A 22,372-nucleotide genomic window follows, 5' to 3' on the forward strand; every position below is an offset into this window, starting at 1 on the left:
CACCTCCGGCGTACTCTTTCGATCATGAGCGTTCCACTCACCCTGCTCGGGCTGCTCGAACGCGAGCCCAGCCACGGCTACGACCTCAAACGCGACTACGACGCCTTCTTCGGGCGCGGCAAACCGCTCCCCTTCGGCCAGGTGTACGCGACCCTCGGGCGGCTCGCCCGGGACGGGAAGGTCGTCGTCGGGGAGCCCGAGGCCGGCGACGGGCCCGACCGCAAGCGCTACGTCATCACCGAGACCGGCGCCACCGAGTTCGAGGACTGGCTGCGCGAGCCCGTCGCCGCCGAACCCCACCTGCAGACCGTGCTGTTCAGCAAGGTCGTGCTCGCCCTGATGCTCGGCCGCGACGCCGAGCACTACCTCGACACCCAGCGCGCCGCCCACCTGCGGCGGATGCGCGAACTCACCGAGATCAAGCGCTCCGGCAGCCTGGTCGACGCACTCCTCGCCGACCACGGACTGTTCCACCTGGAGTCCGACCTGCGCTGGATCGACCTGACCGCCGCCCGACTCGACGCCCTTGCCGCAGAGGTGGCCAAGCAATGACCGACCCCCTGATCCACGCCCACGACGTCACCCTCGCCTTCGGCGAGACCCCCGCCCTGCGCGGCGCCGAACTCGCCGTCGAGGAAGGCGAGATCCTCGCCATCATGGGCCCCAGCGGCTCCGGCAAATCCACCCTGCTGCACTGCCTGGCCGGCATCCTCACCCCCGACAGCGGCGAGATCCGGTTCGACGGCCGCCGGATCGACAACCTCGGCGAACAGGAACGCAGCGCCCTGCGCCGCGACAGCTTCGGCTTCGTCTTCCAATTCGGCCAGCTGGTACCGGAGTTGACCGCAGAGGAGAACGTCGCCCTGCCGCTGCTGCTCGGCGGGCAGCGCCGCAACGCCGCGCTTCAGCGGGCCCGCAGCTGGTTCCCGAAGCTCGGCCTGGACGGCCTGGAGGCCCGCCGCTCCGGCGAACTGTCCGGCGGTCAGGCCCAGCGCGTCGCCCTCGCCCGCGGACTGGTCGCCGAACCGCGCGTCCTGTTCGCCGACGAACCCACCGGCGCGCTCGACTCCCTGACCGGCGAGCAGGTGATGGACCTGCTGGTCGGCTGCGCCCGCGAACAGGGCACCACCGTCGTCCTGGTCACCCACGAGGCCCGGATCGCCGCCTACGCCGACCGCGAGGCGATCGTCCGCGACGGCCGTGCCACCTCGCTGAGCGGACGGCTGACCTCATGATCCGGTTCGACATGGTACGGCTCGGACTGCGACTGGCCGTCAGCGGCGGCCGCGAAGCGCTCGTCCGCCTCGCCATCACCGCGGGCGCCGTCGCCATCGGCGTCGGCCTGCTGTTCACCACGCTCGCCGCGATCAACGGCGTGCACTCCCAGAACGCGCGCAACGCCTGGCTCAACACGCCGTTCGTCAAGCAGCTCCCCGCGAATCGGGAGGTTGCGGGGAGTTCCGGCGACGGTGGGGGCGGGACGGCGAATGCCTCCGGCGGTGCGGAGGGGGAGGGGAGTTCCGCCTCCGGCGGGGAGACGGGGGCAGGTTCGGGAACCGCCGGTGCGGCCGCGGGGGCCAACGGGCAGGCGAGCAACTCGGGGGTTGACCCGATGTGGTGGTCGACCCGGCGGGACACCGTGCAGGGCAAGGAGATCGGGCGGATCGACGTCGCGCTCACCGGGCCGCGGGCGGCGCTCTCGCCCGGGGTGCCGCGGATGCCCGGGCCGGGTGAGTACTACCTGTCGCCCGCGCTGGCGCGGATGGTCGACGAGATGCCGCCCGCGCAGCTGGGGGACCGGTTCCCCGGGCACCGGATCGGGATTCTCGGGGACGAGGCGCTGCCCGCGCCCGACAGCCTGCTGGCGGTGGTCGGCCGGGCCCCGCAGGAGATGAAGGGGCTGAGCGAGGCCGCGCTGGTTAACAAGGTGGCCACCACCAGGCCCGACCATTGCGCGGACTGTGTGGTGGGCATCAAGTCCGATGGTGTGGACCTGATCCTCACGGTGGTGAGCGGTGGGCTGGTCTTCCCGGTGCTGATCCTGATCGGCACCTCCACCCGCCTGAACGCCGCCCGCCGCGAGCAGCGCTTCGCCGCGATGCGGCTGGTCGGCGCGACCCCCCGTCAGGTGTCCGTGGTGTCGGCGGTGGAGGCGGCGGTCGCCGCCGCGGCGGGGGTGGTGCTCGGCTTCCTGCCGTTCCTGGCGATCCGCGGACCGGTCGCCAACACGGCGCTGACCGGCTCCAAATTCTTCCCCTCCGACATCTCCCTGACGCCGCTCCAGATCGCCGGCGTCGCCCTGGGCGTCCCGCTGGCCGCCGCCGTCGCCGCGCGGATCGCGCTGCGCCGGGTGCAGATCTCCCCGCTCGGGGTGACCCGCCGGGTGACGCCGAAACCGCCCCGGGCCTGGCGGGTGATCCCGCTGGTGGCCGGACTGGCGGAGCTGGTCGGGTTCCTGATCTGGCACCCCGGGACGGTGCCCGGGCAGATCAAGGGCTATCTGTCCTCGTTCCTGCTGATCGCGATCGGCCTGGTGCTGTCCGGCCCGTGGCTGACCATGAAGGGCGCCGCCCTCATTGCTCGCCGCACCCAGCGGCCGGCCACCCTGATCGCGGTGCGCCGGCTGGCCGACAACCCGGCCGCCGGGTTCCGGGCCGTCAGCGGACTGGTGCTGGCGCTGCTGGTGATGACCGCGACGCTCGGCGTCATTTCGACGATGACCGACGAGCGGGGCCGCCCCGCCGGCGGCCCGCAGTTCAACAACGTGCTGGTGAACGAGCTGAGCCAGGGCTACAGCAGCGACTACAAGCCGGTGTCGATGGGCAAGCCCGCCCCGCCCGAACTGATCGAGCGGCTGCACGCCGTCCCCGGCGTGCGGAACGTGCTGCTCGGGCACCCGGCCGACAAGGCCGTGGAGGTGCAGACCGCCGACGGCCCGGCCACCGCCCGGCAGGTCGTGGTCTGCGCCGACCTGGACCCGTTCAAGATGTACGGCCACTGCGCGCCCGGCGCGCAGACCGCCTACGTCCCGGCTTCCTGGTACGGCTGGAGCGACCAGCGCACCAGCGAGTGGCCCACCGCCCCGTTCACGCCCGAACAGCTCGCCGGGACGGGCGTGCTGAACGTGGTCGTGGAGACCGACGGCTCGACCGCCGCCGTCGAACAGACCCGCACCATGGTGGACGCCGCCTACCCGTCGACCCGGCAGGCGATGACGCTGAGTGAGGCGCGAACCCTCGCCGGGGCCGAACTGCGCGGCTACCAGCAGCTGGCCGACGTGGTGATCCTGGCGACCTTCCCGATCGCCGGCTGCAGCCTGGCCGTCAGCGTGGCCGGCGGCCTGAGCGAGCGCAAGCGCCCGTTCAGCCTGCTGCGCCTGACCGGCGTGTCGCTGGGCACGCTGCGCCGGGTGGTGGCGATGGAGTCGGTGGTGCCGCTGCTGGTGATGGCGGCGGTGGCGATCGGCGTCGGACTGCTCGCCGCCGACCTGTTCCTGCGCTCGCAGCTGCAGTACTCGCTGCACGCGCTCGGCGCCGGCTACTACCTGGCGGTGATCGGCGGCCTGACCGCCGCGCTGGCGATCATCGGGGCGACCATGCCGCTGCTGCGCCGGATCACCGGTCCGGAGACCGCCCGCAACGAGTAGGGCTGATCCCAAGGGGCCGTTCGGGTAAGGACCCGAACGGCCCCCGAGGTGTCGCCGGGCGCGGTGGGCCTGGCCTAGCGTGGTCGGCGACCAGGAGTAGCGGAACGGTTACGCAGCCGCTGCCCCCGCACCGATCCCCCCTGGAGGTACGGCATGCGCCCGACGCGCACCGTCGCCGCCGCCCTGCTCGGCACCACCGCCCTGTTCGGCCTGGCCACCGTCGTCCCCGCCCCCGCGTCCGCCAAGGGCAGCCAACCCGCCTGGGTCAGCCCGGCGCAGGCGCAGCCCGGGCAGTCCGTGTCGGTCAGTGTGAGCTGCGCCAGCAGTTCGACGAAGTCCGTCACCGCGTCCTCGCTGGCCTTCGCCGGCGGCTCGACCACGCTCAGCGTCGGCCCGGACGGCAAGTACTCGGGCACCGCGACCGTCATCTCCGAGCAGGAGATGGCCGGCGCCGCCGCCAAGCGGACCACCGCCAACGACCCGTCCTGGGGCATCGACGGCAAGTGCCCGAACGGGGACAGCTTCGTCGGCGCGGTCGCCATCGCCGTCGCCTCGGCCGGCGGGAGCGGCAGCAGCACCGGCGGCGAGACCGGCACCGGTGGCGAGTGGGAGGGTTCGCAGCTCCCGCACGGCGGGGTGGAGACCGGCGTGGGCGGCTCGGTCGGCATGGACGCCGGGCGGCTGGTGGCCGGGGCCGGGCTGGTGGCCGCCGGGGTGACCGGGTTCTGGCTGCTGCGCCGGCGCGGTACGGCCACCGACCGGGCGCTCTGAGCGGGCCCCGGGTACGGCGAGAGGGCGGCTTCCACCGGCGAGGTGGAAGCCGCCCTCTCGGGTTGCTCAGGCCGTCGCGGGGACGGTCTTCGGGGCGGGAGCGGCGTCGGTGCGCTCCAGGGTGCCGATGGTCAGCAGGTACTGTCCGACGATGTAGGTGAACATGATCAGGAAGCTGTGCGCGGGCAGGTGCTTCCAGCCGGCGATGTCGGTGGCGATCAGCGTGTCGGACAGCAGGAACAGCGCGCCGCCGACGCCCGCCCGCCAGTCGATCCGGGAGGACATCACCGCGGTGGAGGCCAGCAGCAGGCTGTAGCAGGCCATCGGGATCCGCATGCCGGCGTCCAGGTCGGGCAGCAGCATGGTGATCAGCGTCGCCCAGGCCACCGCGTAGCAGGCCGCGGTGATCGCGGTGCGGCGGCGGTCGGCGAGCGCGCCGAGCTTCACGAACATCGTCACGTAGCAGGCGTGGCCGGCCGCGAACGAGCCCATGCCGGCCAGGAACCCGGCGGTGCCGCCGACCTGCAGCAGGATGTCACCGCCCGCGCCGAACAGCAGCGCCGGAATCAGCAGCTTCGGCGTGCCGGGCCGCGCCGACGCCCACACCCAGGCGGCCAGCAGCGGCATCAGCAGCGGCTTGGTGGAGTACCGCAGGACGGGCACGTGAACGGCGATCGCCGTCAGGTGCGCCACCGAGACGACGGCGAAGGCGATCAGCAGGGCCCGCGTGGTACGCGGGTCGCGGGCGGAACTCATGCGGGGGCACTCTCCGGTGGGGCGGCGGGGGACTCGGGACGCGGCGCGGGCTGCCAGCCCGGGCCCTTTGCCAGGTGGCGCAGCCGGTCGCCCCAGGTGGTGGCACGGGCCACGTCGCGGGCGATCGCCGCGTACTCGTGGGTAGCGACCTTCAACGGATTGTAGGTCGTGATGTTCTTGGTCAGTCCGTACACCGGCTGCTCGGCCTCCGCCGCGAAGGAGCCGAACCAGCGGTCGAAGACGATCAGGATGCCGCCGAAGTTGCGGTCCAGGTAGCCGCCCTGCGAGGCGTGGTGCACTCGGTGGTGCGACGGGGTGTTGAAGACGTACTCGATCGGGCGGGGCAGCTTGCCGATCCGCTCGGTGTGGATCCAGAACTGGTACACCAGGTTCACCGAGCCGCAGAACGCCACCGCCGCCGGGTGCACGCCCGCCAGGATCATCGGCAGGTAGAAGATCCAGGTGGTGGCGGACGTCCAGGGCTGGCGCAGCGCCGTCGACAGGTTGTAGTGCTTGCTGGAGTGGTGCACCACGTGGCAGGCCCACAGCACCCGGATCACGTGGTGGCCGCGGTGCGACCAGTAGTAGAAGAAGTCGTAGGCGAGCAGCATCAGCGGCACCGTCCACCACAGCACCGGCACCCGAAGCGGCGTCAACTCGTACAGGAACGAGTAGATCCACACGATCGGGATCTTCCACCCGGCGTCGAACAGCAGTGAGCCCAGGCCCATCGACAGGCTGGTCGCGGTGTCCTTCGCGGCGTACCCCTGCTCGTCCTCGTCCGGGTGGAACCGGTAGGACACGATCTCCAGAACGGTGAGCAGCACAAAGGCCGGTATCGACCAGAGCACGACATTGGGTAGGTCAGGCATGCCGGAACCATAAGGGACGGTGGCGGGCGGCGGAAGAGGTAGTTACCGACGCGTAGTGTTCCGAACGGCGTCTAGGCTTGGGGGCGACATGGAGCGGCTTGAAGCAGCCGCCGGCGCCCTCGCGGCCACCGGCGGTACGGGGATCGGACGCGCGGGCGGGGCGAAACGGCCTGCGGCCCCGGCGCAGCCGTACCCGGGATCCGCCCGAAACGGAACCGAACTCGCCGATTCCGCACGGCAGTTGGCCGAACGGTTCGCCGCCGCCACGCCCGCCGGGGCCGAGCTGCTGGCCTCCGCCACCTTCGGCGTCCACGGTGCGCGGCACCTCGGCGGCGCACCCCAGCAGGCCGAACCCGGCCCCGGCACCAGCTGGTGGCACGGCCCGAGCGTCCACCACGCCACCTCGCCGCTGTTCCGGCCGCTCGGCTACCGCCGGATCCGGCGCGAAGCCCCCGCACTGCCCGACCCCCGCCCCACCGGCGGCGGCCGGCACCGCAAACCCGAACGCCCCACCACCGAACTGCGCATCGCCGCCCGGCTGCTGCTCGCCCACCCGCTGGTCACCGCCGACGGCCCGCACGGCGCCGCGCTCCCGCTGATCCGCCGTCACGCCGGCACCCTCGCCGAACGCTTCCACACCCTGCTCGGCTACCGGCTCACCCTCGGCCCCGCCCACGCCCGCCTGCACAAGGCCGCCCTGCCGGGCCGCGGCCTGCCCGGCCTCGACCCCGCCGGATGCGCCGAGTTGGTCCACGCGCTGGCCGCGATCGCCCACGGCGAGCAGCCGATCGCTCCCTCCGGGGCGGTGCGGGCGCTGCTCGACCAGTGGCGGCTGCCCGCCGAACTCGCCGCCGACCTGCTCACCGCACCCGAACTGCCGCCCGTCGGGCCCGAATTGACCGTCCGGCGGCTGCTCGCCGAAACCCCCGTCGTCCTGCTCGACGACCTCGCGCCCGCCGAACGCGCCCACCTGCGCGAGGCCGGCCCCGCAGAGACGGAACGATTCGCCGACGTACTCGGCCTCACCGCCGAGATCCGCGCCGAAGGCATCGCCCTGTTCGACCCCGCCGACGAACTCACCGACCTCGCCCTCCCCGGCACCGGCACCCTCGCCCAGGCCGCGCTGCTCCTCGCCGAACGCCTGGTCGAGGACCTCCGCCCGGTCGACGCCGAAACCGCCCCGCCCGCCGTCCTGATTCCCGACGCCCTCATCGACGGCACCCTCGGCGACATCACCGACGACTACGGCATGAGCGCCGGCTGGGACGCCGGCTACCTCGCCGACCTCGCCGCATTCCGCCGCGACGCACTCGACCTGCTCCACCGCATGGGCCTCGCCGCCCCCGCCGGCCGCAACTGGCTGCTCCGCGCCCCCGCCGCCCGCTACGCCCCCCGCGCCGAACTCCAGCCCGCCGCCGGCTCCGGCCGCCACTCCCGCGACCGGCAGGCGGTGTGAGGGCCACGGCCGGCAGGCGGCTCGCCCATGGGTATCGATAAAAAACGTGGTGGTCGGAGAGGGTCGGGTAGGACTCCGGTGGGTTCTGGTGCACGAGCCCGCACGCGGGGTGAGGTACGAGCGGAGCTGCCCCGCGGCCGGAGCGGCTGGTTCCTCGCGCTTGCCGCGCTGGAGGCGGCGGTCGTGGTCGGGCTGCCGGTGACGCTGCGCCAGGTCGGCCGGGTCGAGGCACGGCGGGCGGGCAAGGGCCGGACCGTCAAGGCGTGAGCGGGCGGACGTGTTCGGCGACCGGGCGGAATTCCTGGACGGTGGTGTCGTACTGGACGCGTTGGCCCTGGTGGAGGAAGCGGTTGTCGTCGGGGGCCAGGACGGAGTCGTAGTAGACGGCGACCTCGGGGCCGCCTCCGTCGGGGGTGATGTAGCCGTAGGCGTGGTGGATGTCGAACCATCGCACGGTGCCGGTCTCCATGGCGGGACTCCCTTCGGGCCGGTCGCCCTCAGTATCGGACGCGGCCGGGGGGGTCCACCACTCGTTCGGCCCAGCGTCAGCGCTGCGCGGCGCTCACGGCGTGGCCCTGGCGGACGGTTTCCACGGTGGCGGCGACGCCGAAGGAACCCAGGGCGACGGAGGCCGCGACGGCGGCGCAGGCGAGCATCCGGCGGTGGCGCTTGGGCAGGGGGAAGCGCGGAACCGAGGCGGACGCGGCAGTGCGGGCGTTCATGGCAGGGAGCCTGGCAGCTTGGCGTTACGCGGTCACGAAACGCGGGTGAAATCCCGACGGGATCTTGGCGTCGGAACCTCCATCACGGCATCGCCGCAGGTCGGACGCGTGATGGTAGGGGTACGCAGCAGGCCGGGAAGGAACGAGGCCAGCACCTGCTGGGCCGCGCCGTAGAAGAAGATCGGCAGCAGAACGGCGGGGTGGCCGCCGAACTGGGTACCGGCCAGGGCGGCCGCCGCGCTGGTGTTGTTCAGGCCGGAGGCGAGGGTCAGCGTGGTGCGGGCGGCCGGTGCGGTGGGGGAGCGGTGGACGGCCAGCCAGCCCGCCAGGAACGGCCCCGCGCAGACCAGCGCCCCGCACCCGGCGGCGACCGCGACCAGCCTGGGCTCGGGCCGCAGTTCGATCTCCCGGGCCACGCCCGCCGCGTTCAGGTAGGTGAGGGCGAGCGCGTTCAGCAGGCCGGCCAGCCGCAGCCGGGGGAGCAGTGCGGCGCGCAGCCGGCCGCGCAGCGGGCGGCGGGTCAGGCGGCGGGCGAGCAGCCCGGCCAGGCAGGGCAGCGCCACCCACAGCGCCATGAACCGGCAGGTGGCGTCGGAGTGGGCGAGCGTGTCGAGGATGCGGCGCGGGCCGCCGCTCTCCGGGCCCTCGGCGAGGGCCAGGCCGAGCGGGGTGGTGAGCGGGCTGAGGAGCGTGGTGGACAGGACCAGTCCGAGGCCCAGCGACGCGTCCCCGCCGACCCTGGCGCCCCAGGTCTGGGCGGCGCCGGCGACCGGCATCGCGGCGGTCAGCGCCAGCCCGACCACCAGCCAGCGTGCCTCCCGGACGTCCGGCCAGCACCCGGCGGCGGCCCGCTCCGCGCCGAGCAGCACCACCGCCCGCAGCACGAGTGCCACCCCCAGCCCGGCCAGCAGCAGCCCCGGCCGCAGCAGCGCCCGGCCGACGTCCGCCGCGCGGGTCTCGAACCCGCCGATGAACATCGCCGCCAGCAGCATCAGCATCGGCACCGTCACCCCGCCGGGACGGCAGTGCCGGATCGCGCCCGCCACGTCCGGCAGCAGGGCGCCCAGCAGGCAGGCGGCGAGGGTGGCGGCGGCGAGACGGCGGCGCAGGGCGCGGTCGAGAGCAGTGCAGAACGGGCGCATGGGGGCGGGGCTTTCGGACGGGGCACAAGGGGTCGCGAAGGGAGGGCAAGTGGGCGCGGGAGGCCGTGGCTTGTCGGACCGGCTCCGGCGGGCGCGGGCGGATGACGGCCGCCCGGCCACCGCTCGGCGTGGAGTCCGACCCGGCCCACCCTGCCACCGTCCCGGGGCGGCCTTGACCATTACGAACTCTTGGTAAAGGCAGACGAGTTGCCGCCCCGCCCAGACGCCGCACGGGGCCCGGGCCGCCCGGGCCGGACGCGGCGGCGCGGCCGTTTCACTCCTGCGGGCGAGACCGCTCGGGGTATTCGTCGCCGACGGCCGTGCCGACCGCCTCGCGCAGCCCGTGCGCGCCGGGCGCCCGCGCGGGCCCGGCGGCCGGGTCGGCGCGCAGCTCCCGCAGCAGCGCCACGCACAGCGCCAGCATCACCACCACGAACGGCAACGCCACCAGGATCGTGGCGTTCTGCAGCGCCGTCAGCCCGCCCGCCAGCAGCAGCGCCGCCGCGACCGCCGCCATCAGCGCGCCCCACACCACGACCAGCCAGGTCCGCGGGTGCAACGCGCCGTGCGAGGACAGCGAACCCAGCACCAGCGACGCCGAGTCGGCGGAGGTGACGAAGTACAGCATCACCAGCAGCACCGCGATCACGGTCGTCACCGAGCCCAGCGGCAGCGCCTTCAGCATCTCGAAGAGCCCGGCGTCCGCGCCGCGCGGAATGGTCGCCACCAGGTCGGCCGCGCCGGTGGACTGCAGGCGGATCGCCGAGGCGCCCATCACCACGAACCACACCGTGGTCGCCCCGCTCGGCACCAGCAGCACCCCGACCAGGAACTGGCGCACCGTGCGGCCGCGCGAGATCCGGGCGATGAACGTGCCGACGAACGGCGCCCAGGACAGCCACCACGCCCAGTAGAAGATCGTCCAGGAACCCAGCCAGTCCTCATCGGTGAACGCCCCCGTCTGGGTGGCCAGCACCGCCAGGTCCGACAGATAGCCGCCGACCGTCGACGGCAGCGCGTCCAGCACGAACACCGTCGGGCCGACCAGGAACACGAACGCCATCAGCGCCGCCGCCAGCACCACGCTGGTGGTGGACAGCCACTTCACGCCCCGGTGCACGCCCGACATCGCCGACAGCACGAACGCCCCGCCGAGCGCCGCGATGATGACCAGCTCCACCCCCTGGGTGGCCCGGACGTCCGTCACGTACCCCAGACCGCCCGCCACCTGGATCGCGCCCAGGCCCAGACTCGTCGCCGAACCGAACACCGTCGCGAACACCGCCAGCAGGTCGATCCCCCGGCCCGCCCAGCCGTGCGCCCGGCGCTCGCCGAGCAGCGGAACGAACGCCTCCGACATCCGGTTGCCCCGCCCCTTGCGGAACGTGGTGTACGCCAGCGCCAGGCCGCCCACCGCATAGATCGCCCACGGGTGCAGCGTCCAGTGGAACAGCGAGAACTCCAGCGCCCGCTGCGCCGCCGCCGGCGTCTGCGGCGCGATGTCCGACCCCGGCTGCGGCTGCGCGTACAGCTGGAGCGGCTCGCCGACGCCGTAGAACAGCAGGCCGATGCCCATGCCGGCGCTGAACATCATCGCCACCCAGGCCAGCGTCGAGAACTCCGGCCGCTCGCCGTCCCGGCCCAGCGGGATCCGGCCGAAACGGCTCACCGCGATCACCACCGCCAGCACCAGGAACACGTCCGCGGCCACCACGAACAGCCAGCCGAAGGAGTGCAGCACCCAGGACAGCGCCGTCCCCGACGTCCGGCCGAGCGAGTCCTGCGCGAACACCCCCCAGGCGACCACCCCCAGCACGGCGGCCGCGCCGACACCGAACACCACCCCGTCCAGCGGGAAGGCGTCGGTGCCCGGCGGCGCGGACCGGCGATCGGGCGCGGGTTGACGGTCCGGAGAAGGCTCTGAAGGCGTGGGCATACGCGGCACTATGTCCACAAACGTCCGACCGTCGAGGGCGGCACGCCGAGAGCCGGTACGGGCGGTCGGACGTCAGGCGGGCGGTGGTTCGTACGGCGCCAGCACCAGCCGGACCATCTCCTCCAGCCGGGTGCGGGCGTCGTCCAGGGTGGTCCGGCCGGTCACCCAGGCCGTCAACTCGCCCTGCCAGGCGTGCCCCACCATGTGCCGCACCAGATCCCCGGACGGCGACGGCACGTCCGGCAGCACCGCCCCCAGCGCGGCCCGGTCCGCCCGCGCCAGCCCCTGCAACGCCTCACTGGCGAACGGATCGGTGGACGTCGCCACCGCCACCCGCAGCCGGGCCAGTTCGGGCTGCCGCTGGTACGCCCGCATCCCCCGCCGCACGAACCGCACCGCCCGCTCGGTCGGCGAGGCACTGCGCCCCGCCCCCACCTCGCCGACCAGGTCGGCGAGCAGCAGCCGATGCCAGTCCGCCATCGCGGCGGCCAACAGGTGGTCCTTGGACGAGAAGTACCGGTAGGCCGTGCCGAGGGCCACTCCCGAACGCTCCGACACCTGTTTCATCTGGAGCCGCTCCACGCCGATCTCGGTCACCAGAGCCAGGGCGGCGGACAGGAGGGAGCCGCGGCGTTCGAGCTGACGGGGGGACATCGCCTCCACCGGACGAGGTGACAGGTCAACCTTGGTCACCCGAACCATGATAGGGGGCGGGCCCGCGCCGCGGTATGACGCGACAGGTCACCGCTCAGTGACGGTTGATCATCGGCCCCGGTGTGCGGCTACCGGGACTTGGCGCGCAGCTCGCGCAGCAGCGTCTCCTGGACGGCCGACGCCACCAGCGCCCCGTCCCGGTCGTAGAACTCGCCCATCGCCAGCCCCCGCCCGTCCGCCGCGGACGGGCTGCGCTGCGCGAACAGCAGCCACTCGTCGGCGCGGAACGGACGGTGGAACCACATCGCGTGGTCCAGCGAGGCCAGCGCCACCCGCGACTCCGTCACCCGGTGCACCGGGTGCGGCTGGAGGTGCAGCGCGGTGGTGGACGCCAACGTCAGGTCGGACAGGTAGGTGAGGGCGCACACCTGCAGCAGCGGATCGTCCGCAGGGAGCCGGGAGGCCGTCCTCAGCCAGACGAACTGCTGCGGCACACCCGGCAGTTCGGGCGGCAGGCCCGGGGCGTCGGCCGGGACGAAGCGCATCTGCAGGGCGTGGAAGATCGCGGACCGTTCGTACTCCTCGGGCGCGTTGTGCTGCCAGGCCGGGTACGGGTCCGGCAGCTCCTCCGGCCCCGGCACCGGCGGCATGGTGCGCTGACGGTCGCCCGAGGACTCCGGCCGCTTGAACGACGCCGACATGGTGAAGATCACCTCGCCGCGCTGCACCGCCGTCACCCGCCGCGTCGCGTACGAATTCCCGTCCCGGGCCCGGTCCACCTGGTAGACGATCGGCCGCCGCGGATCGCCCGGCCGCAGGAAGTACCCGTGCAGGCTGTGCACCCGCCGCGCCGCCTCCACCGTCCGCCCCGCCGCCGTCAGCGCCTGCGCCGCCACCTGACCACCGAACGCCCGCAGCGGCGCACCCGCGTGACAGTGACCCCGGAACAGGTTCTCGTCGAGCTCCTCGATGCCGAGCAGCTCGACGAAGGAAGGCGGGCTGGATACGGAAACTGGCGGCAGAGCGGCGGAAGCGGTCACGCGGCACATGCTAGAACACGTTGCAGTACGGATTGAGTGTGGAACGGGTCACGTCGGGCTGTGCCGATTGTCGGTGGTGATCGTTAGCGTTCGACGCATGACCACGGCCGTACACACCTTCCGGTACCCGCGGCCCTCCGCGCTGCACCCGCACCGCCTGGACCTCGCCACCCAGCACGGCCCGTTCTTCGACGGCGCCCTCCGCCACCCCGGACCGGCCGCCGCCGCACTGCTGGCCGTCGCCGATGTCGCCGCCGCCCGCTACCACCGCCCGCTCGCCGCCGCCTCGCTCGACCCCGTGGTCACCGCCGACGGCGACCGGCTGCGCTTCGAATCCTTCTCCGGCTGCGGCGGCGTTCACGCCCGGCTGGACCTGCTGCCCGAAGGACTCGACGGCGCCGGAACCGGCCACGGCACCACCAACATCGACATCGGCGCCCCGCTGCGCGAAGCCCTGCGCCTGCGCCTTCCGGACGAGCGGCTCACCCTCGCCGTCGGCACGGACGAGGTCGAAGTCGGCCTCGGCACCGACACGTTGATCGAACGGAAGGTGCCGCTGCCGCGGCGCTGGCTCAAGGGCTTCGCCGAAACCCAGGTCCTCACCGCCCGGTTCGACCTGCGCGCCGAACTGCCCGCCGCCGAAGCCGTCCGCTTCCTGCGCACCCTGCCCACCGGCGGCCGCAGCACCGTCCGCTGGATCCTGCCCACCGCCGGTGGACTGCGCGCCACCTCCCGGCCCGCCCCCGGCACCGTCTGCCTCCCCGGCCCCGAACGGCTCGCCGCGCTGCGCCCGTTGCTGCGGCACGCGCTCGGCCTGCGGATCTACGGCCCGCCCGGCACCCCCACCGCCCCCACCGCCTCCGCCTGGGAACTCGCCCTCCCCGGCGGCCGGATCACCCTCACCCTCTCGCCCGACGCCTCCCGCGGCTTCTCCGGCGAAGGCGCCCTGCTCGACCTGCTCGCCGCGTCGTCCGCCGCCGATGCTTTCGAGCTCGACGCGCTGCTCGACGCCGAGCCCCGGACCGACCTCACCGCGGACTGCGGCCTGCCGCCAGAGCGCCTCCGCGCCGCCCTGGCCCACCTCGCCACCGCCGGCCGGATCGGCTACGACCTCGCCGACGCCGCCCACTTCCACCGCCGCCTCCCGTACGCCGCAGGCCGGGTGGAGGACGCCAATCCGCGGCTGCGCGCTGCCCGCGAGCTGCTAGCCGCAGGGGCGGTAGGCCCGGTGGCCGGTGACGTGCGGGTGGTGGCGGTCGGCGACCACGTCCACCACGTCCGGATCGACGCGGACGGCCCGGTGGGCTGTACGTGCCAGTGGTGGGCGCGGCACCGGGGTGACCGGGGGCCGTGCAGCCATGTGCTGGCGGTGCGGATGACGACGGAGGAGACACAGTGAAGCAGCCCGAGACGGACCTGGTGGGGGCGATACGTCGGGCCGAGTTCGACGAAGTCGCGCGGCTGGTCGGTGGCTTGACGGCGCGGGAGCGGCGGGCCGAGGTGGCCGGGTTGAAGGCGTTGCGGCGCGAGTTGCGGGAGAGCACGTACTCCCGGGGCGGGGCATGGACCGCGCTGCTGGTTGCCGGGGCGGTCTGTCACAGCGCGCCGTCCGGGGCGGCCGACTGGATCGGGTCCGGGGACTTCGAAGACGTTGAGCGGTGGTACCGGCCGCCGCTGGGTGGCCTGTTGGAGGGGCAGGACGTCACCTGGCAGCGGGAGGTGGCGCTGCGGTTGGCCCGCCGGCCGGCCGGGCGGGACGGGTGGGGACCGTCCACCGGCTACCGCGTCGCGGAGCATCTGCTGCGGGTGAGCGATACGCCGCCGCCCGCTGAACCCGGCTTCGTCGTCGGGTGGATGACCGACCGCGGTGACCCCCGGCCCCGGTACGGGGCAGGGCAGTTGCCGCCCGGGGGCGATCTGTACGGGCGGCTCGTGTGGGACAGCTTCACGGCCGTCCTCGCCCCGCTGGTCTTCGATGCCGACACTGCCGGGCAGCTGTCCGGACCGTGGGCCGCCAAGGAGGATGCTCAGCGCTGGCCCGCCGTTCTCGCCCGGCTCGCCGATGAACGGGTCATCGACCGGGGCGAGTTGATCGCTCGCGGATTTGCCCGGCTGGTGCGCGGCGGTGGGGCTGGGGAGTTGCGGAGCTACCTCGCGGTGGTTCGGGCGCTGGCCCCGTCCGAGGAGGAACTCGCGGCGAATCTGCGGGCGTTGACGGCACTGCTGGACGGCCCCTCGCCGCTCGCCGGCTACGCGCAGGACTGCCTGATCGCCCTCGACCGGGCCGGGCGGCTCGACGACGCGACCGTGGCCGAAGCCGCCGAGGTGCTGCTGGCCCGGCCGGAGAAGAAGCTCGTCCGCGCTCAACTGGCCTGGCTGGACCGGGTGGCGGCGCGAGCGCCCGAGCTCGCGCTGCGGGCCGTGGCCCGGTGTTACGGGCACCCCGATCGGCAACTCCAGGGCCAGGCACTGAAAGTGACGGAACGTCATGTCGCGGGCGCGCGGGGCCGGTTGCTGGTGGAGCTGCGGGCGGCGGTCCACTTGTTGGACCCCGCGCACGCCGAGACCGCCGCCCAACTGCTCGGTATCTACGTCGAGTCGGTGGAGGAGGCGGAGGACGACCGGCTGCCCGAGCCGCCCCGGCCGGTCGCGATGCCCACGCCGCTCGGCAGCCCCGCCGAGGTCGCCGAGGAGCTCGCCGCCGCGCTGGCCGCCGCCGACAGCGACAGCGTCGCGTTCGAACGGGTCCTCGACGGGCTGGTCCGGCACGCCTGGCAGGACCGGGAGGCGCTCGTCGCCGCGCTCGCTCCCGTGCTCGCCGACGGAGCGTGGCGGTCGCTCGGGGTGCTCGCCGGTGCCGTTACCGGTGCGCTGCCCAAGCAACGGGCCTGGCGGTCACTGACGCTCGCGCACGCCAGCCCGTTCCGGACCTGGGAACTGCGCGGCGGAGTCGGAGAGTTGATCGCCGCCCGGCTGGAGGAGATCGCCTGGCGGCTGGCCGGTGACCCCGTCCCGCTGCTGCTGGCCACCCCCACGTGGCGCAACGGCGCGCTCGACCCCGGGGAGCTGGTGGCGCGGATTCGCCGGTACGAGGAACTCGGTCTCGAACCCGGGCCGGTGGACCTCGCCCAGGCCCTGCTGCGCACCGTCCCCGACGGCACCTCGGACGACAGCCTCGCGTCCCCGGCGGGTGCGGCGCTCGCCGCCTGGCTGCGGGCCGGTGGGCTGCGGCGGCAGGACACCACACTCGTGCCCGCCGGGACGGCGCGGCTCGGGGTACGGATGGCCGAGTACCGCCGTTTCTGCGACCAACCCGGCCTCGGCGAGGAAGAGTTGGCACTGCTCGGGGTGCCCGGGGCCGGCGCGCCCGGGGTGCGGCCGGAGGGCGGGGTGCCGGACGCGGTGCGGACGTTGCTCGGCCCCACCGAACGCTTCCACCGGCACTCCGAGGTGGAGCACAGCATGCCGGACGGGCGCTGGCTCGCCGTCCTGCCGCACCACCGCGAGGAACTCGCCGTCCGCCTGATCGGCCAACTCGCCGACTCCGCCGGTTCGACGCCCGTCCGCGGCTACCCCCAGCTCCTGCCGCTGCTCGCCGAGCAGGGCGGCCCGTCCGGGTTCGCCGTGCACCAGGCCCTCGCGTACGGCCTCGGGGCGGGGTTCCCCGAGGACCGCACCGCTGTGGTCGACGCCCTGCTGTCGCTGGCGGCGCAGGGCGAGTTGGACGCGCAGGCGCTCGGCCGGGAGACCGGCGAGCTGCTGCGGCTCGGCGCGGTCAAGCCGGGCCGGCTCGCCGCGACCTGCACCGAACTGGCCGACGCGGGCGCGCCGAGGCTCGCCTGGACGGTGCTGGCGGGCGTCCTGCCCGCGCTGCTGGACGGGCGGCCGTCGAGCAGCGCGGCGGGGCTGTTGACGGCGGCGGTGGAGTGCGCCCGACGGGCCGGGGCGCGCGGGGCCATTGCGGAAGTGACCCGGGTGGCGGCAAGTGGTGGGCGCAGCAAGTTGGTTGCGGAGGCGAGGGTCCTGGCCGGGCTGCTGGGGGAGTGAGGGGGCACCCGCTCGGTGGGGTGCTTGCCTGCGGTCTCGGCGGGGTTGGTGGAGTGCGCGTGGCGGTCGTGGGGGTGGCCCGGGTGGCGGTAAGTGGTGGGCGGAGCAAGCTGGTTGCGGAGGCGAAGGTGTCGCTGGGGGAGTGAGGGGAGCGACCTCCCGGCCAGGCCCTCGCCGGGGGCTGTACGGCCGTCGGCGGTGCTCGGCGGCTGTGGGGGGCGGCGATCTCGTCGGGTGGAGGGTTCCTGCCGGGCGTCTGTACAATGGGCGGCTGCGAAGGGGAGTAGCCCCGCGAACCGGTCGTCGACATGCTGGAGCCCGTTGCCGGGTTCCCGGTGGCCGGGCTCGTCACCGGTGATGGTGGGGGGCGGGCGAGACCTTCGGCCCGTTTGTCGACGACTGTGCGTGTCGGCGGGGCCGAAGTCGTGCTGCCCCTGTGCCGCCCGCCCTTTGGATTCCCGCCGGCGCGGGAAGGCCTGACGAGTTTCGTGATTCATTTCGTTTTGCTCATCGTGTGCGCGGTGGCGATCTATCTCTCGTGCGAGTGGTTCGTCAACGCGGTGGAGTGGCTGGGTGAGCGCCTCAACGTGGGGAAGATGGCGGTCGGCACGATCCTGGCCGCTTTCGGAACCGCGTTGCCGGAGTCGGTGGTCACCCTGGTCGCGGTGACCACCGGTGGTACCGAGGAGGCGAAGAACATCGGCGTGGGCGCCGCGATGGGCGGGCCCCTCGCGCTGGCGACCGTCGCCTACGGCGTCACCGGAGTCGCCCTGCTCATCAAGCGTCGCCGTGACCGGGTGTCGGCCCTGGCCACCGGCACCGCGATCGTTCCGGCCGGGCAGGCGCTGGGCACCGAGAAGGACATGCGGCGGCTGGCCAAGGACCAGAAGTGGTTCCTGCCGATCTTCTTCGTCAAGGTGTCGCTGGGCCTGGTCGCGTTCGCCTTCAAGCCCGCCCTGGGTGTGCTGTTCTTCGCCGCGTACGCCGCCTACTTCTGGCGGGAGATCCGGGCCAGCCGCGCCGAGGAGGCCGCGGGCGAAGCCGACGAGGACGAGGACGAGGAGGAGCTGGAGGCGCTGAAGCTCCAGCCGAAGAAGGAGTCGCCCGACACCTGGGCGGTGGTCGTCCAGACCCTGGCCACCCTCGTGGTGATCTTCTTCGCCGCGCACTACTTCGTCGCCCAGCTCGACGTCATCGGCCCGATGCTCGGCCTGTCCGCGACGGTGACCGCGCTGCTGCTGTCCCCGATAGCGACCGAGCTGCCCGAGATCATGAACGCGATCATCTGGGTCCGCCAGGGCAAGGTGAAGCTGGCGCTCGCCAACGTCTCCGGCTCGATGATGATCCAGGCCACCGTTCCCAGTGGCATCGGCCTGCTGTTCACCAAGTGGCACTTCGACGGCCCGCTGCTGTGGGCCGGTCTCATCACCATGGCAGCGATCGTCTACCTCCTGCTGACCATGCGCGCCCACAAGCTCACCCCGGCCCGGCTGGCCGTCGCCGCCGGCTTCTACGGCGTCTTCGCGATCGGGCTGGTGCCGATCCTGGCCTGAGCCACGGACCGCCGCGCCCGCGCGGCGGTCCGGATCTCCCGTTCGGGGCTCTGGAGTTTTGGAACGGTCGTTCTTGACTGAACGTTCTCGAATCCCTAGGGTCGTGGGCATGGGAAGACCACGGGCCTTTGACGAGGCCGAGGCGGTTCGGGCGGCGGCGGTGCTGTTCGCCGAGCGCGGGTTCGAGGGCACCTCGGTGGACGACCTGGTGCAGCGGCTCGGTGTGCACCGGGGCAGCTTGTACAAGGCGTTCGGCAGCAAGCGCGGGCTCTACCTGGCCGCGCTGCGGCACCACTTGGCGGACGAGGTGCTGCCGACCGTGGCCGCGCTCACCGTCACCAGCGGGCCGAAGGAGGCGCTGGGTCAGGCGGCGGGCGGGTTCGACGGCGGGGCGGCGGCGGGGTTGCTGCTGTCCGCGGCGGTCGAGCGGGCGCCGGAGGATCCGGACGTCGCGGCGCTGGTCGCGGACGGCCTGCACGCGCTCGAACGGGCGCTCGCGACGGTGCTCGGCGAGCCCGTCGACAGTCCGCTGGTCGAGGCGCTCGGGGCGAGCGTGCTGGGGTTGCGGCTGCGTGACCGGGCGCTCGGTCCGGCGGCGTCCGCGCAGGCGGTACTCGCGCTGGCGGCCCGGCTGGCCGGCTGACCGGCCGTCACATCACTGTTTTCCACCGTACGAGGGAGGGTTCACCGACATGGCTCGAGTGGCTGTCGACAAGGAAACGCTGGTCGTGGAGATCGAGGGCCTGGACAAGCTCTGGGCGATCAAGAGCCGGATCGAGATACCGCTCGCCAACGTGCGCGGCGCGACCGCGGACCCGGGGGTCGCCTCGGAGCCCAAGGGGCTCAAGGTCGGCGGCACCCAGTGGCCGGGGCTGATCACGGCCGGGCGGTTCCGCCGCCACGGTGAGCTGGTGTTCTGGGACGTGAAGAACCCGGCGAAGGCCGTGGTGATCGAACTCGCCGACGAGCACTACGCCCGGGTGATCGTCGAGGTGGACGACCCGCGCGCCGCAGTGGCCCTGATCGAGGGCGCGCTGCGGCACTGAGAGTCAGAACAGCGGGTCCGGGCCGGGGGGCTGCTCGGGCGTGGCGGCGCGGGGCTTGCGGGCGGCCGGCTTCGGCTTCGCGTCTGTGGGCCCCGCGGCGGGCCTCGCGTTCGCCAGCGGCGCGTCCGGGCGCGGGGTGGGCGCGAGGCGTGTCGCGGAGCCGGGGGCGGCGGTGGTGGGCGGGGTGAGGCTCTCGGGGGCGAGGACGTCGGCGCCGGACGGGGTGGCGGCGACGGCGCGCCACCAGAGTTTGACGGGTGGCGGGTCGGCCGGCTCGAAGGACTTGCCGGGGCGGGGGACGGCCAGCGTGACGCCGGCGGCGTTCGCGGCGGCCACCGTCCGTTCGGCGGGTTCTTCCCAGGGGTGCGGGGCGAGGTCGAAGGTGCCCCAGTGCATCGGGAGCATCACCTTGCCGCCCAGGTCGCGGTGCGCCTGCACGGCCTCCTCGGGGGTCAGGTGGACCTCCGGCCAGTGTTCGGAGTACGCGCCGACCTGCATCATGGTGGCGTCGAACGGCCCGAAGCGGTGGCCGATGTCGGCGAAGCCGGGGAACCAGCCGGTGTCGCCGCTGTGGAAGAGCCGGTGGTGCTTGCCCTCCACCACCCAGGACGACCAGAGGAACTTGCCGCTGGGCCGCGGGCCGCGCGAGCAGTAGTGGCGGGCGGGAGTGGCGGTCAGCCGCAGGCCGTCCAGTTCGGCGGACTCCCACCAGTCCAGGTCGACGATCCGGTACGGCTCGACGCCCCAGTGCTCCAGGTGCGCGCCGATGCCCAGCGGCACCGCGAACACCGCGTCGCCCGCGGCGAGCGTGCGGATGGTGGTCATGTCCAGGTGGTCGTAGTGGTCGTGCGAGATCACCACCACGTCCACCGGCCCGAGTTCGGCCAGGGGCAGCGGCACCGGGTGCAGCCGCTTCGGGCCGATCCAGCCGAACGGCGAGACACGTTCGCTCCACACCGGGTCGAACAGCACCCGGACGCCGTCCAGTTCGGCCAGCACGGTGGCGTGGCCGAGCCAGGTCAGGCGCAGCCCGGAGGCGGGCGGGGTGGCCAGTTCGACGGGCAGCAGCCGGTGCACCGGCACCGCGGCGGCGGGGCTGCGGCGGTCGCCGTCCGCGGCCAGCTTGGTGCGCATCAGCGCCAGCGGGGTGTGGGCGTACCGCAGTCGGCGGGTCGGGACCGGGTTGCGGAACGAACCGTCCACGAAATGCTGCGAGTTGCGGACCCGGTGCCAGCGGCCGCCCCGCGGGTCGGCGCCGAACGCCTCGGTGCGCAGCCGGTGCCAGCTGTCCCGCGGCAGTGTCCGGTACGAGCGCTTCGCGTCGCGCAGGGCGAGCCCGGCCTCGGCGGCCAGCTCACCGGCGCGGAACAGCCAGGAGACGGGACGGGACAAGGCACCTCCACGGTCGAGCACCCGAACGGTGGGGCTTGCCGGGACGGCGGGACGAGTTGGCGCCCCGGACGGGTCGACGGCAGGCCGGATGGCGCCGCCCGGGCAGCCGGGACCCCGGCGGGGACGACGCGTTTCAAATCGGGACACTACCGCCGTAAACGGGACTGAACCAGCCGAACGGGTCGGCGGCGCGCCGGTCGCCGCGAACGGGAACGGACCGCCCCGGCAGGCGGGACGGTCCGTCGAGGAAGGGCCGGGGAAGGGCGGAAAGGCGCAGATCAGGCCGCCGGGTAGAAGCGGGTGATGGTCTCCGCCACACAGTGCGGCTTGGCACTGGCCTCACTGGAAATGGTGAACCGGACCACCGCCTGCACGCCGCCCGGCACCTCGTCGGCCGACACCAGTACCGCCGTCGCCCGGACCGCCGTGCCCACCGGCAGCGGGGCCGGGAAACGGACCTTGTCCGAGCCGTAGTTGAGGGCCATCGCGATGTTCTCCACCGCGTAGCACTCCTTGGCCAGCACCGGCAGCAGCGACAGCGTCAGGTAGCCGTGCGCGATCGTCCCGCCGAACGGCGATTCCTTGGCGCGCGCCGGGTCCACGTGGATCCACTGGTGGTCGCCGGTCGCCTCCGCGAACAGGTTCACCCGCTCCTGGTCGACGGTGTGCCACTCGCTGGTGCCGAGTTCGGTACCGACGGCGGCGGTCAGGTCGGTGAGCGAGGCGAAGGTCGTCACGGTGCGCTCCACAGGTGCGACGGGGCAGGGGACGGCCCGTCCGGGCCGCCCCGCAGAGTATGCCTACTCGCCGGTCACCTGTCAGTGGGGTCCCGCGGTGAGGTCAGAGCACGTGGTCAGAGCGCGTGGTCAGGGATCAGCCGGCGGCCGGAGACCAGCTCCGGAGTGATCGCCACGTACTCCGGGCCCGGCTCCGGGATCCACGGGCGCAGACCCTCCGACTCCAGCGCGGCACGCTCCTCCGCGTCCCGCACCACCTCGGCGCGGCCGTGCACCAGCACGCTCCAGCCGCAGCGGCCCGCCGCGTCGAAGTCGTCCACCTGGAACGCCGCCACCGTCCCGTCCAGCGCCCGGGCCACCCGGGTGCCGGTGCGCAGCGCCAGAATCAGCCGGCCGTCCTCGGCCAGCCGAAAAGCCACCGGCAGCACGGCCGGCAACGCGTGCTCGGTGTACACCACCCGCCCCAACGGCACGGCGCCGAGCAGGCGCAGGCACTCGGCCTCGCTCAGGGTCTCCACCCGGTCGTCACGGTCCATAAGGACGATGGTGCCCCCCGCGCACCGGCCGCGAACAGGGCCCATGGTCCCTGAGCTGGGGCTCAT

General features: G+C 73.6%; 22 protein-coding genes. 11 read left to right on the top strand and 11 right to left on the bottom strand.

All coding sequences use genetic code 11. The features are described 5' to 3' along the window. The first annotated feature begins 24 nt into the window (after positions 1-24). From ACIHEI_RS12765 to ACIHEI_RS12780, 4 genes are all read left to right on the top strand, one after another. The gene (locus ACIHEI_RS12765) at positions 25-552 is read left to right on the top strand and encodes a PadR family transcriptional regulator (protein WP_387634446.1); all 528 of its coding nucleotides are present in this window, start codon (positions 25-27) and stop codon (positions 550-552) included. Continuing rightward, positions 549-1,235 carry an ABC transporter ATP-binding protein gene (locus ACIHEI_RS12770; RefSeq protein ID WP_396606632.1) on the top strand — a complete coding sequence of 229 codons (687 nt, stop codon included), beginning with the start codon at positions 549-551 and terminating at the stop codon, positions 1,233-1,235. Before ACIHEI_RS12765 ends, ACIHEI_RS12770 begins: the two co-directional genes overlap by 4 nt. After that, positions 1,232-3,646, top strand: a complete 2,415-nt coding sequence (locus ACIHEI_RS12775) for an FtsX-like permease family protein (protein WP_396606633.1) — start codon at positions 1,232-1,234, stop codon at positions 3,644-3,646. The genes ACIHEI_RS12770 and ACIHEI_RS12775 overlap by 4 nt, the downstream gene beginning before the upstream one ends. 153 nt (positions 3,647-3,799) lie before the next feature. Then, positions 3,800-4,417, top strand: a complete 618-nt coding sequence (locus ACIHEI_RS12780) for a hypothetical protein (protein ID WP_396606634.1) — start codon at positions 3,800-3,802, stop codon at positions 4,415-4,417. 66 nt (positions 4,418-4,483) lie between these two features. On the opposite strand, the gene ACIHEI_RS12785 is transcribed toward ACIHEI_RS12780, so the two are convergent. Together ACIHEI_RS12785 and ACIHEI_RS12790 are read right to left on the bottom strand one after the other, a co-directional pair. Next, positions 4,484-5,173, bottom strand: coding sequence for a lysoplasmalogenase (locus tag ACIHEI_RS12785; protein WP_392944283.1), 690 nt, complete (start codon positions 5,171-5,173; stop codon positions 4,484-4,486). Further along, the gene (locus ACIHEI_RS12790; RefSeq protein ID WP_387634433.1) at positions 5,170-6,045 is read right to left on the bottom strand and encodes a sterol desaturase family protein; all 876 of its coding nucleotides are present in this window, start codon (positions 6,043-6,045) and stop codon (positions 5,170-5,172) included. Before ACIHEI_RS12790 ends, ACIHEI_RS12785 begins: the two co-directional genes overlap by 4 nt. Positions 6,046-6,286: 241 nt before the next feature. Between ACIHEI_RS12790 and ACIHEI_RS12795 the strand changes: the two genes are divergently transcribed. Beyond that, the gene (locus tag ACIHEI_RS12795) at positions 6,287-7,501 is read left to right on the top strand and encodes a DUF2398 family protein (protein ID WP_396606635.1); all 1,215 of its coding nucleotides are present in this window, start codon (positions 6,287-6,289) and stop codon (positions 7,499-7,501) included. Positions 7,502-7,579: 78 nt separating this feature from the next. Further along, complete coding sequence (locus tag ACIHEI_RS12800) at positions 7,580-7,768, top strand: hypothetical protein (protein WP_396606636.1); 189 nt, start codon at positions 7,580-7,582, stop codon at positions 7,766-7,768. Here the strand turns inward: ACIHEI_RS12800 and ACIHEI_RS12805 are convergent. From ACIHEI_RS12805 to ACIHEI_RS12830, 6 genes are all read right to left on the bottom strand, one after another. Further along, entirely contained in the window at positions 7,758-7,970 is a 213-nt protein-coding gene (locus ACIHEI_RS12805; protein ID WP_392944278.1) for a cold-shock protein, read from the bottom strand. The genes ACIHEI_RS12800 and ACIHEI_RS12805 overlap by 11 nt on opposite strands. Positions 7,971-8,046: 76 nt before the next feature. Then, the gene (locus ACIHEI_RS12810) at positions 8,047-8,223 is read right to left on the bottom strand and encodes a hypothetical protein (RefSeq protein ID WP_387634423.1); all 177 of its coding nucleotides are present in this window, start codon (positions 8,221-8,223) and stop codon (positions 8,047-8,049) included. Positions 8,224-8,255: 32 nt separating this feature from the next. Further along, positions 8,256-9,365: a hypothetical protein gene (locus tag ACIHEI_RS12815; protein WP_396606637.1), complete on the bottom strand. Its 1,110-nt coding sequence runs from the start codon at positions 9,363-9,365 to the stop codon at positions 8,256-8,258. Between the two features lie 274 nt (positions 9,366-9,639). Next, positions 9,640-11,301 (bottom strand): BCCT family transporter, encoded by a 1,662-nt coding sequence (locus tag ACIHEI_RS12820; RefSeq protein WP_392944274.1) that lies wholly within the window; start codon positions 11,299-11,301, stop codon positions 9,640-9,642. Positions 11,302-11,373: 72 nt separating this feature from the next. Continuing rightward, complete coding sequence (locus ACIHEI_RS12825; protein ID WP_392944272.1) at positions 11,374-11,994, bottom strand: TetR/AcrR family transcriptional regulator; 621 nt, start codon at positions 11,992-11,994, stop codon at positions 11,374-11,376. A gap of 89 nt (positions 11,995-12,083) precedes the next feature. Next, positions 12,084-13,004: an acyl-CoA thioesterase gene (locus tag ACIHEI_RS12830; RefSeq protein WP_396606638.1), complete on the bottom strand. Its 921-nt coding sequence runs from the start codon at positions 13,002-13,004 to the stop codon at positions 12,084-12,086. A gap of 88 nt (positions 13,005-13,092) precedes the next feature. Between ACIHEI_RS12830 and ACIHEI_RS12835 the strand changes: the two genes are divergently transcribed. From ACIHEI_RS12835 to ACIHEI_RS12855, 5 genes are all read left to right on the top strand, one after another. Continuing rightward, a complete protein-coding gene (locus ACIHEI_RS12835; RefSeq protein WP_396606639.1) occupies positions 13,093-14,394 on the top strand; it encodes an SWIM zinc finger family protein in 1,302 nt (433 codons plus the stop codon). Continuing rightward, on the top strand, positions 14,391-17,042 hold the full coding sequence (locus ACIHEI_RS12840; RefSeq protein ID WP_396606640.1) for a DUF6493 family protein: 2,652 nt from the start codon (positions 14,391-14,393) through the stop codon (positions 17,040-17,042). The genes ACIHEI_RS12835 and ACIHEI_RS12840 overlap by 4 nt, the downstream gene beginning before the upstream one ends. 488 nt (positions 17,043-17,530) lie before the next feature. Beyond that, complete coding sequence (locus ACIHEI_RS12845) at positions 17,531-18,595, top strand: sodium:calcium antiporter (RefSeq protein ID WP_392944264.1); 1,065 nt, start codon at positions 17,531-17,533, stop codon at positions 18,593-18,595. 109 nt (positions 18,596-18,704) lie between these two features. After that, a complete protein-coding gene (locus tag ACIHEI_RS12850) occupies positions 18,705-19,238 on the top strand; it encodes a TetR/AcrR family transcriptional regulator (RefSeq protein WP_392944262.1) in 534 nt (177 codons plus the stop codon). Between the two features lie 49 nt (positions 19,239-19,287). Then, positions 19,288-19,641, top strand: a complete 354-nt coding sequence (locus ACIHEI_RS12855) for a hypothetical protein (RefSeq protein WP_387634395.1) — start codon at positions 19,288-19,290, stop codon at positions 19,639-19,641. 3 nt (positions 19,642-19,644) lie between these two features. Here the strand turns inward: ACIHEI_RS12855 and ACIHEI_RS12860 are convergent, their stop codons facing one another. The 3 genes from ACIHEI_RS12860 to ACIHEI_RS12870 all read right to left on the bottom strand — a co-directional run bounded on the left by ACIHEI_RS12860 (position 19,645) and on the right by ACIHEI_RS12870 (position 22,306). Continuing rightward, positions 19,645-20,940, bottom strand: coding sequence for an MBL fold metallo-hydrolase (locus ACIHEI_RS12860; RefSeq protein WP_396606755.1), 1,296 nt, complete (start codon positions 20,938-20,940; stop codon positions 19,645-19,647). 371 nt (positions 20,941-21,311) lie between these two features. Continuing rightward, positions 21,312-21,770 carry a MaoC family dehydratase gene (locus ACIHEI_RS12865; protein WP_392944260.1) on the bottom strand — a complete coding sequence of 153 codons (459 nt, stop codon included), beginning with the start codon at positions 21,768-21,770 and terminating at the stop codon, positions 21,312-21,314. 116 nt (positions 21,771-21,886) lie between these two features. Further along, positions 21,887-22,306, bottom strand: a complete 420-nt coding sequence (locus ACIHEI_RS12870) for a pyridoxamine 5'-phosphate oxidase family protein (protein ID WP_392944258.1) — start codon at positions 22,304-22,306, stop codon at positions 21,887-21,889. Positions 22,307-22,372: the final 66 nt, after the last annotated feature.

This window comes from Kitasatospora sp. NPDC051984 (genome assembly GCF_044593455.1).
In the GTDB taxonomy this organism is placed as follows: domain Bacteria; phylum Actinomycetota; class Actinomycetes; order Streptomycetales; family Streptomycetaceae; genus Kitasatospora.

What these genes read in the sequence shown, in the direction of transcription:
- ACIHEI_RS12765 (WP_387634446.1), top strand. Translation starts at nt 25, where the DNA reads ATGAGCGTTCCACTCACCCTGCTCGGGCTGCTCGAACGCGAGCCCAGC.
- ACIHEI_RS12770 (WP_396606632.1), top strand. Translation starts at nt 549, where the DNA reads ATGACCGACCCCCTGATCCACGCCCACGACGTCACCCTCGCCTTCGGC.
- ACIHEI_RS12775 (WP_396606633.1), top strand. Translation starts at nt 1,232, where the DNA reads ATGATCCGGTTCGACATGGTACGGCTCGGACTGCGACTGGCCGTCAGC.
- ACIHEI_RS12780 (WP_396606634.1), top strand. Translation starts at nt 3,800, where the DNA reads ATGCGCCCGACGCGCACCGTCGCCGCCGCCCTGCTCGGCACCACCGCC.
- ACIHEI_RS12785 (WP_392944283.1), bottom strand. Translation starts at nt 5,173, where the DNA reads ATGAGTTCCGCCCGCGACCCGCGTACCACGCGGGCCCTGCTGATCGCC.
- ACIHEI_RS12790 (WP_387634433.1), bottom strand. Translation starts at nt 6,045, where the DNA reads ATGCCTGACCTACCCAATGTCGTGCTCTGGTCGATACCGGCCTTTGTG.
- ACIHEI_RS12805 (WP_392944278.1), bottom strand. Translation starts at nt 7,970, where the DNA reads ATGGAGACCGGCACCGTGCGATGGTTCGACATCCACCACGCCTACGGC.
- ACIHEI_RS12810 (WP_387634423.1), bottom strand. Translation starts at nt 8,223, where the DNA reads ATGAACGCCCGCACTGCCGCGTCCGCCTCGGTTCCGCGCTTCCCCCTG.
- ACIHEI_RS12815 (WP_396606637.1), bottom strand. Translation starts at nt 9,365, where the DNA reads ATGCGCCCGTTCTGCACTGCTCTCGACCGCGCCCTGCGCCGCCGTCTC.
- ACIHEI_RS12820 (WP_392944274.1), bottom strand. Translation starts at nt 11,301, where the DNA reads ATGCCCACGCCTTCAGAGCCTTCTCCGGACCGTCAACCCGCGCCCGAT.
- ACIHEI_RS12830 (WP_396606638.1), bottom strand. Translation starts at nt 13,004, where the DNA reads ATGTGCCGCGTGACCGCTTCCGCCGCTCTGCCGCCAGTTTCCGTATCC.
- ACIHEI_RS12835 (WP_396606639.1), top strand. Translation starts at nt 13,093, where the DNA reads ATGACCACGGCCGTACACACCTTCCGGTACCCGCGGCCCTCCGCGCTG.
- ACIHEI_RS12850 (WP_392944262.1), top strand. Translation starts at nt 18,705, where the DNA reads ATGGGAAGACCACGGGCCTTTGACGAGGCCGAGGCGGTTCGGGCGGCG.
- ACIHEI_RS12855 (WP_387634395.1), top strand. Translation starts at nt 19,288, where the DNA reads ATGGCTCGAGTGGCTGTCGACAAGGAAACGCTGGTCGTGGAGATCGAG.
- ACIHEI_RS12870 (WP_392944258.1), bottom strand. Translation starts at nt 22,306, where the DNA reads ATGGACCGTGACGACCGGGTGGAGACCCTGAGCGAGGCCGAGTGCCTG.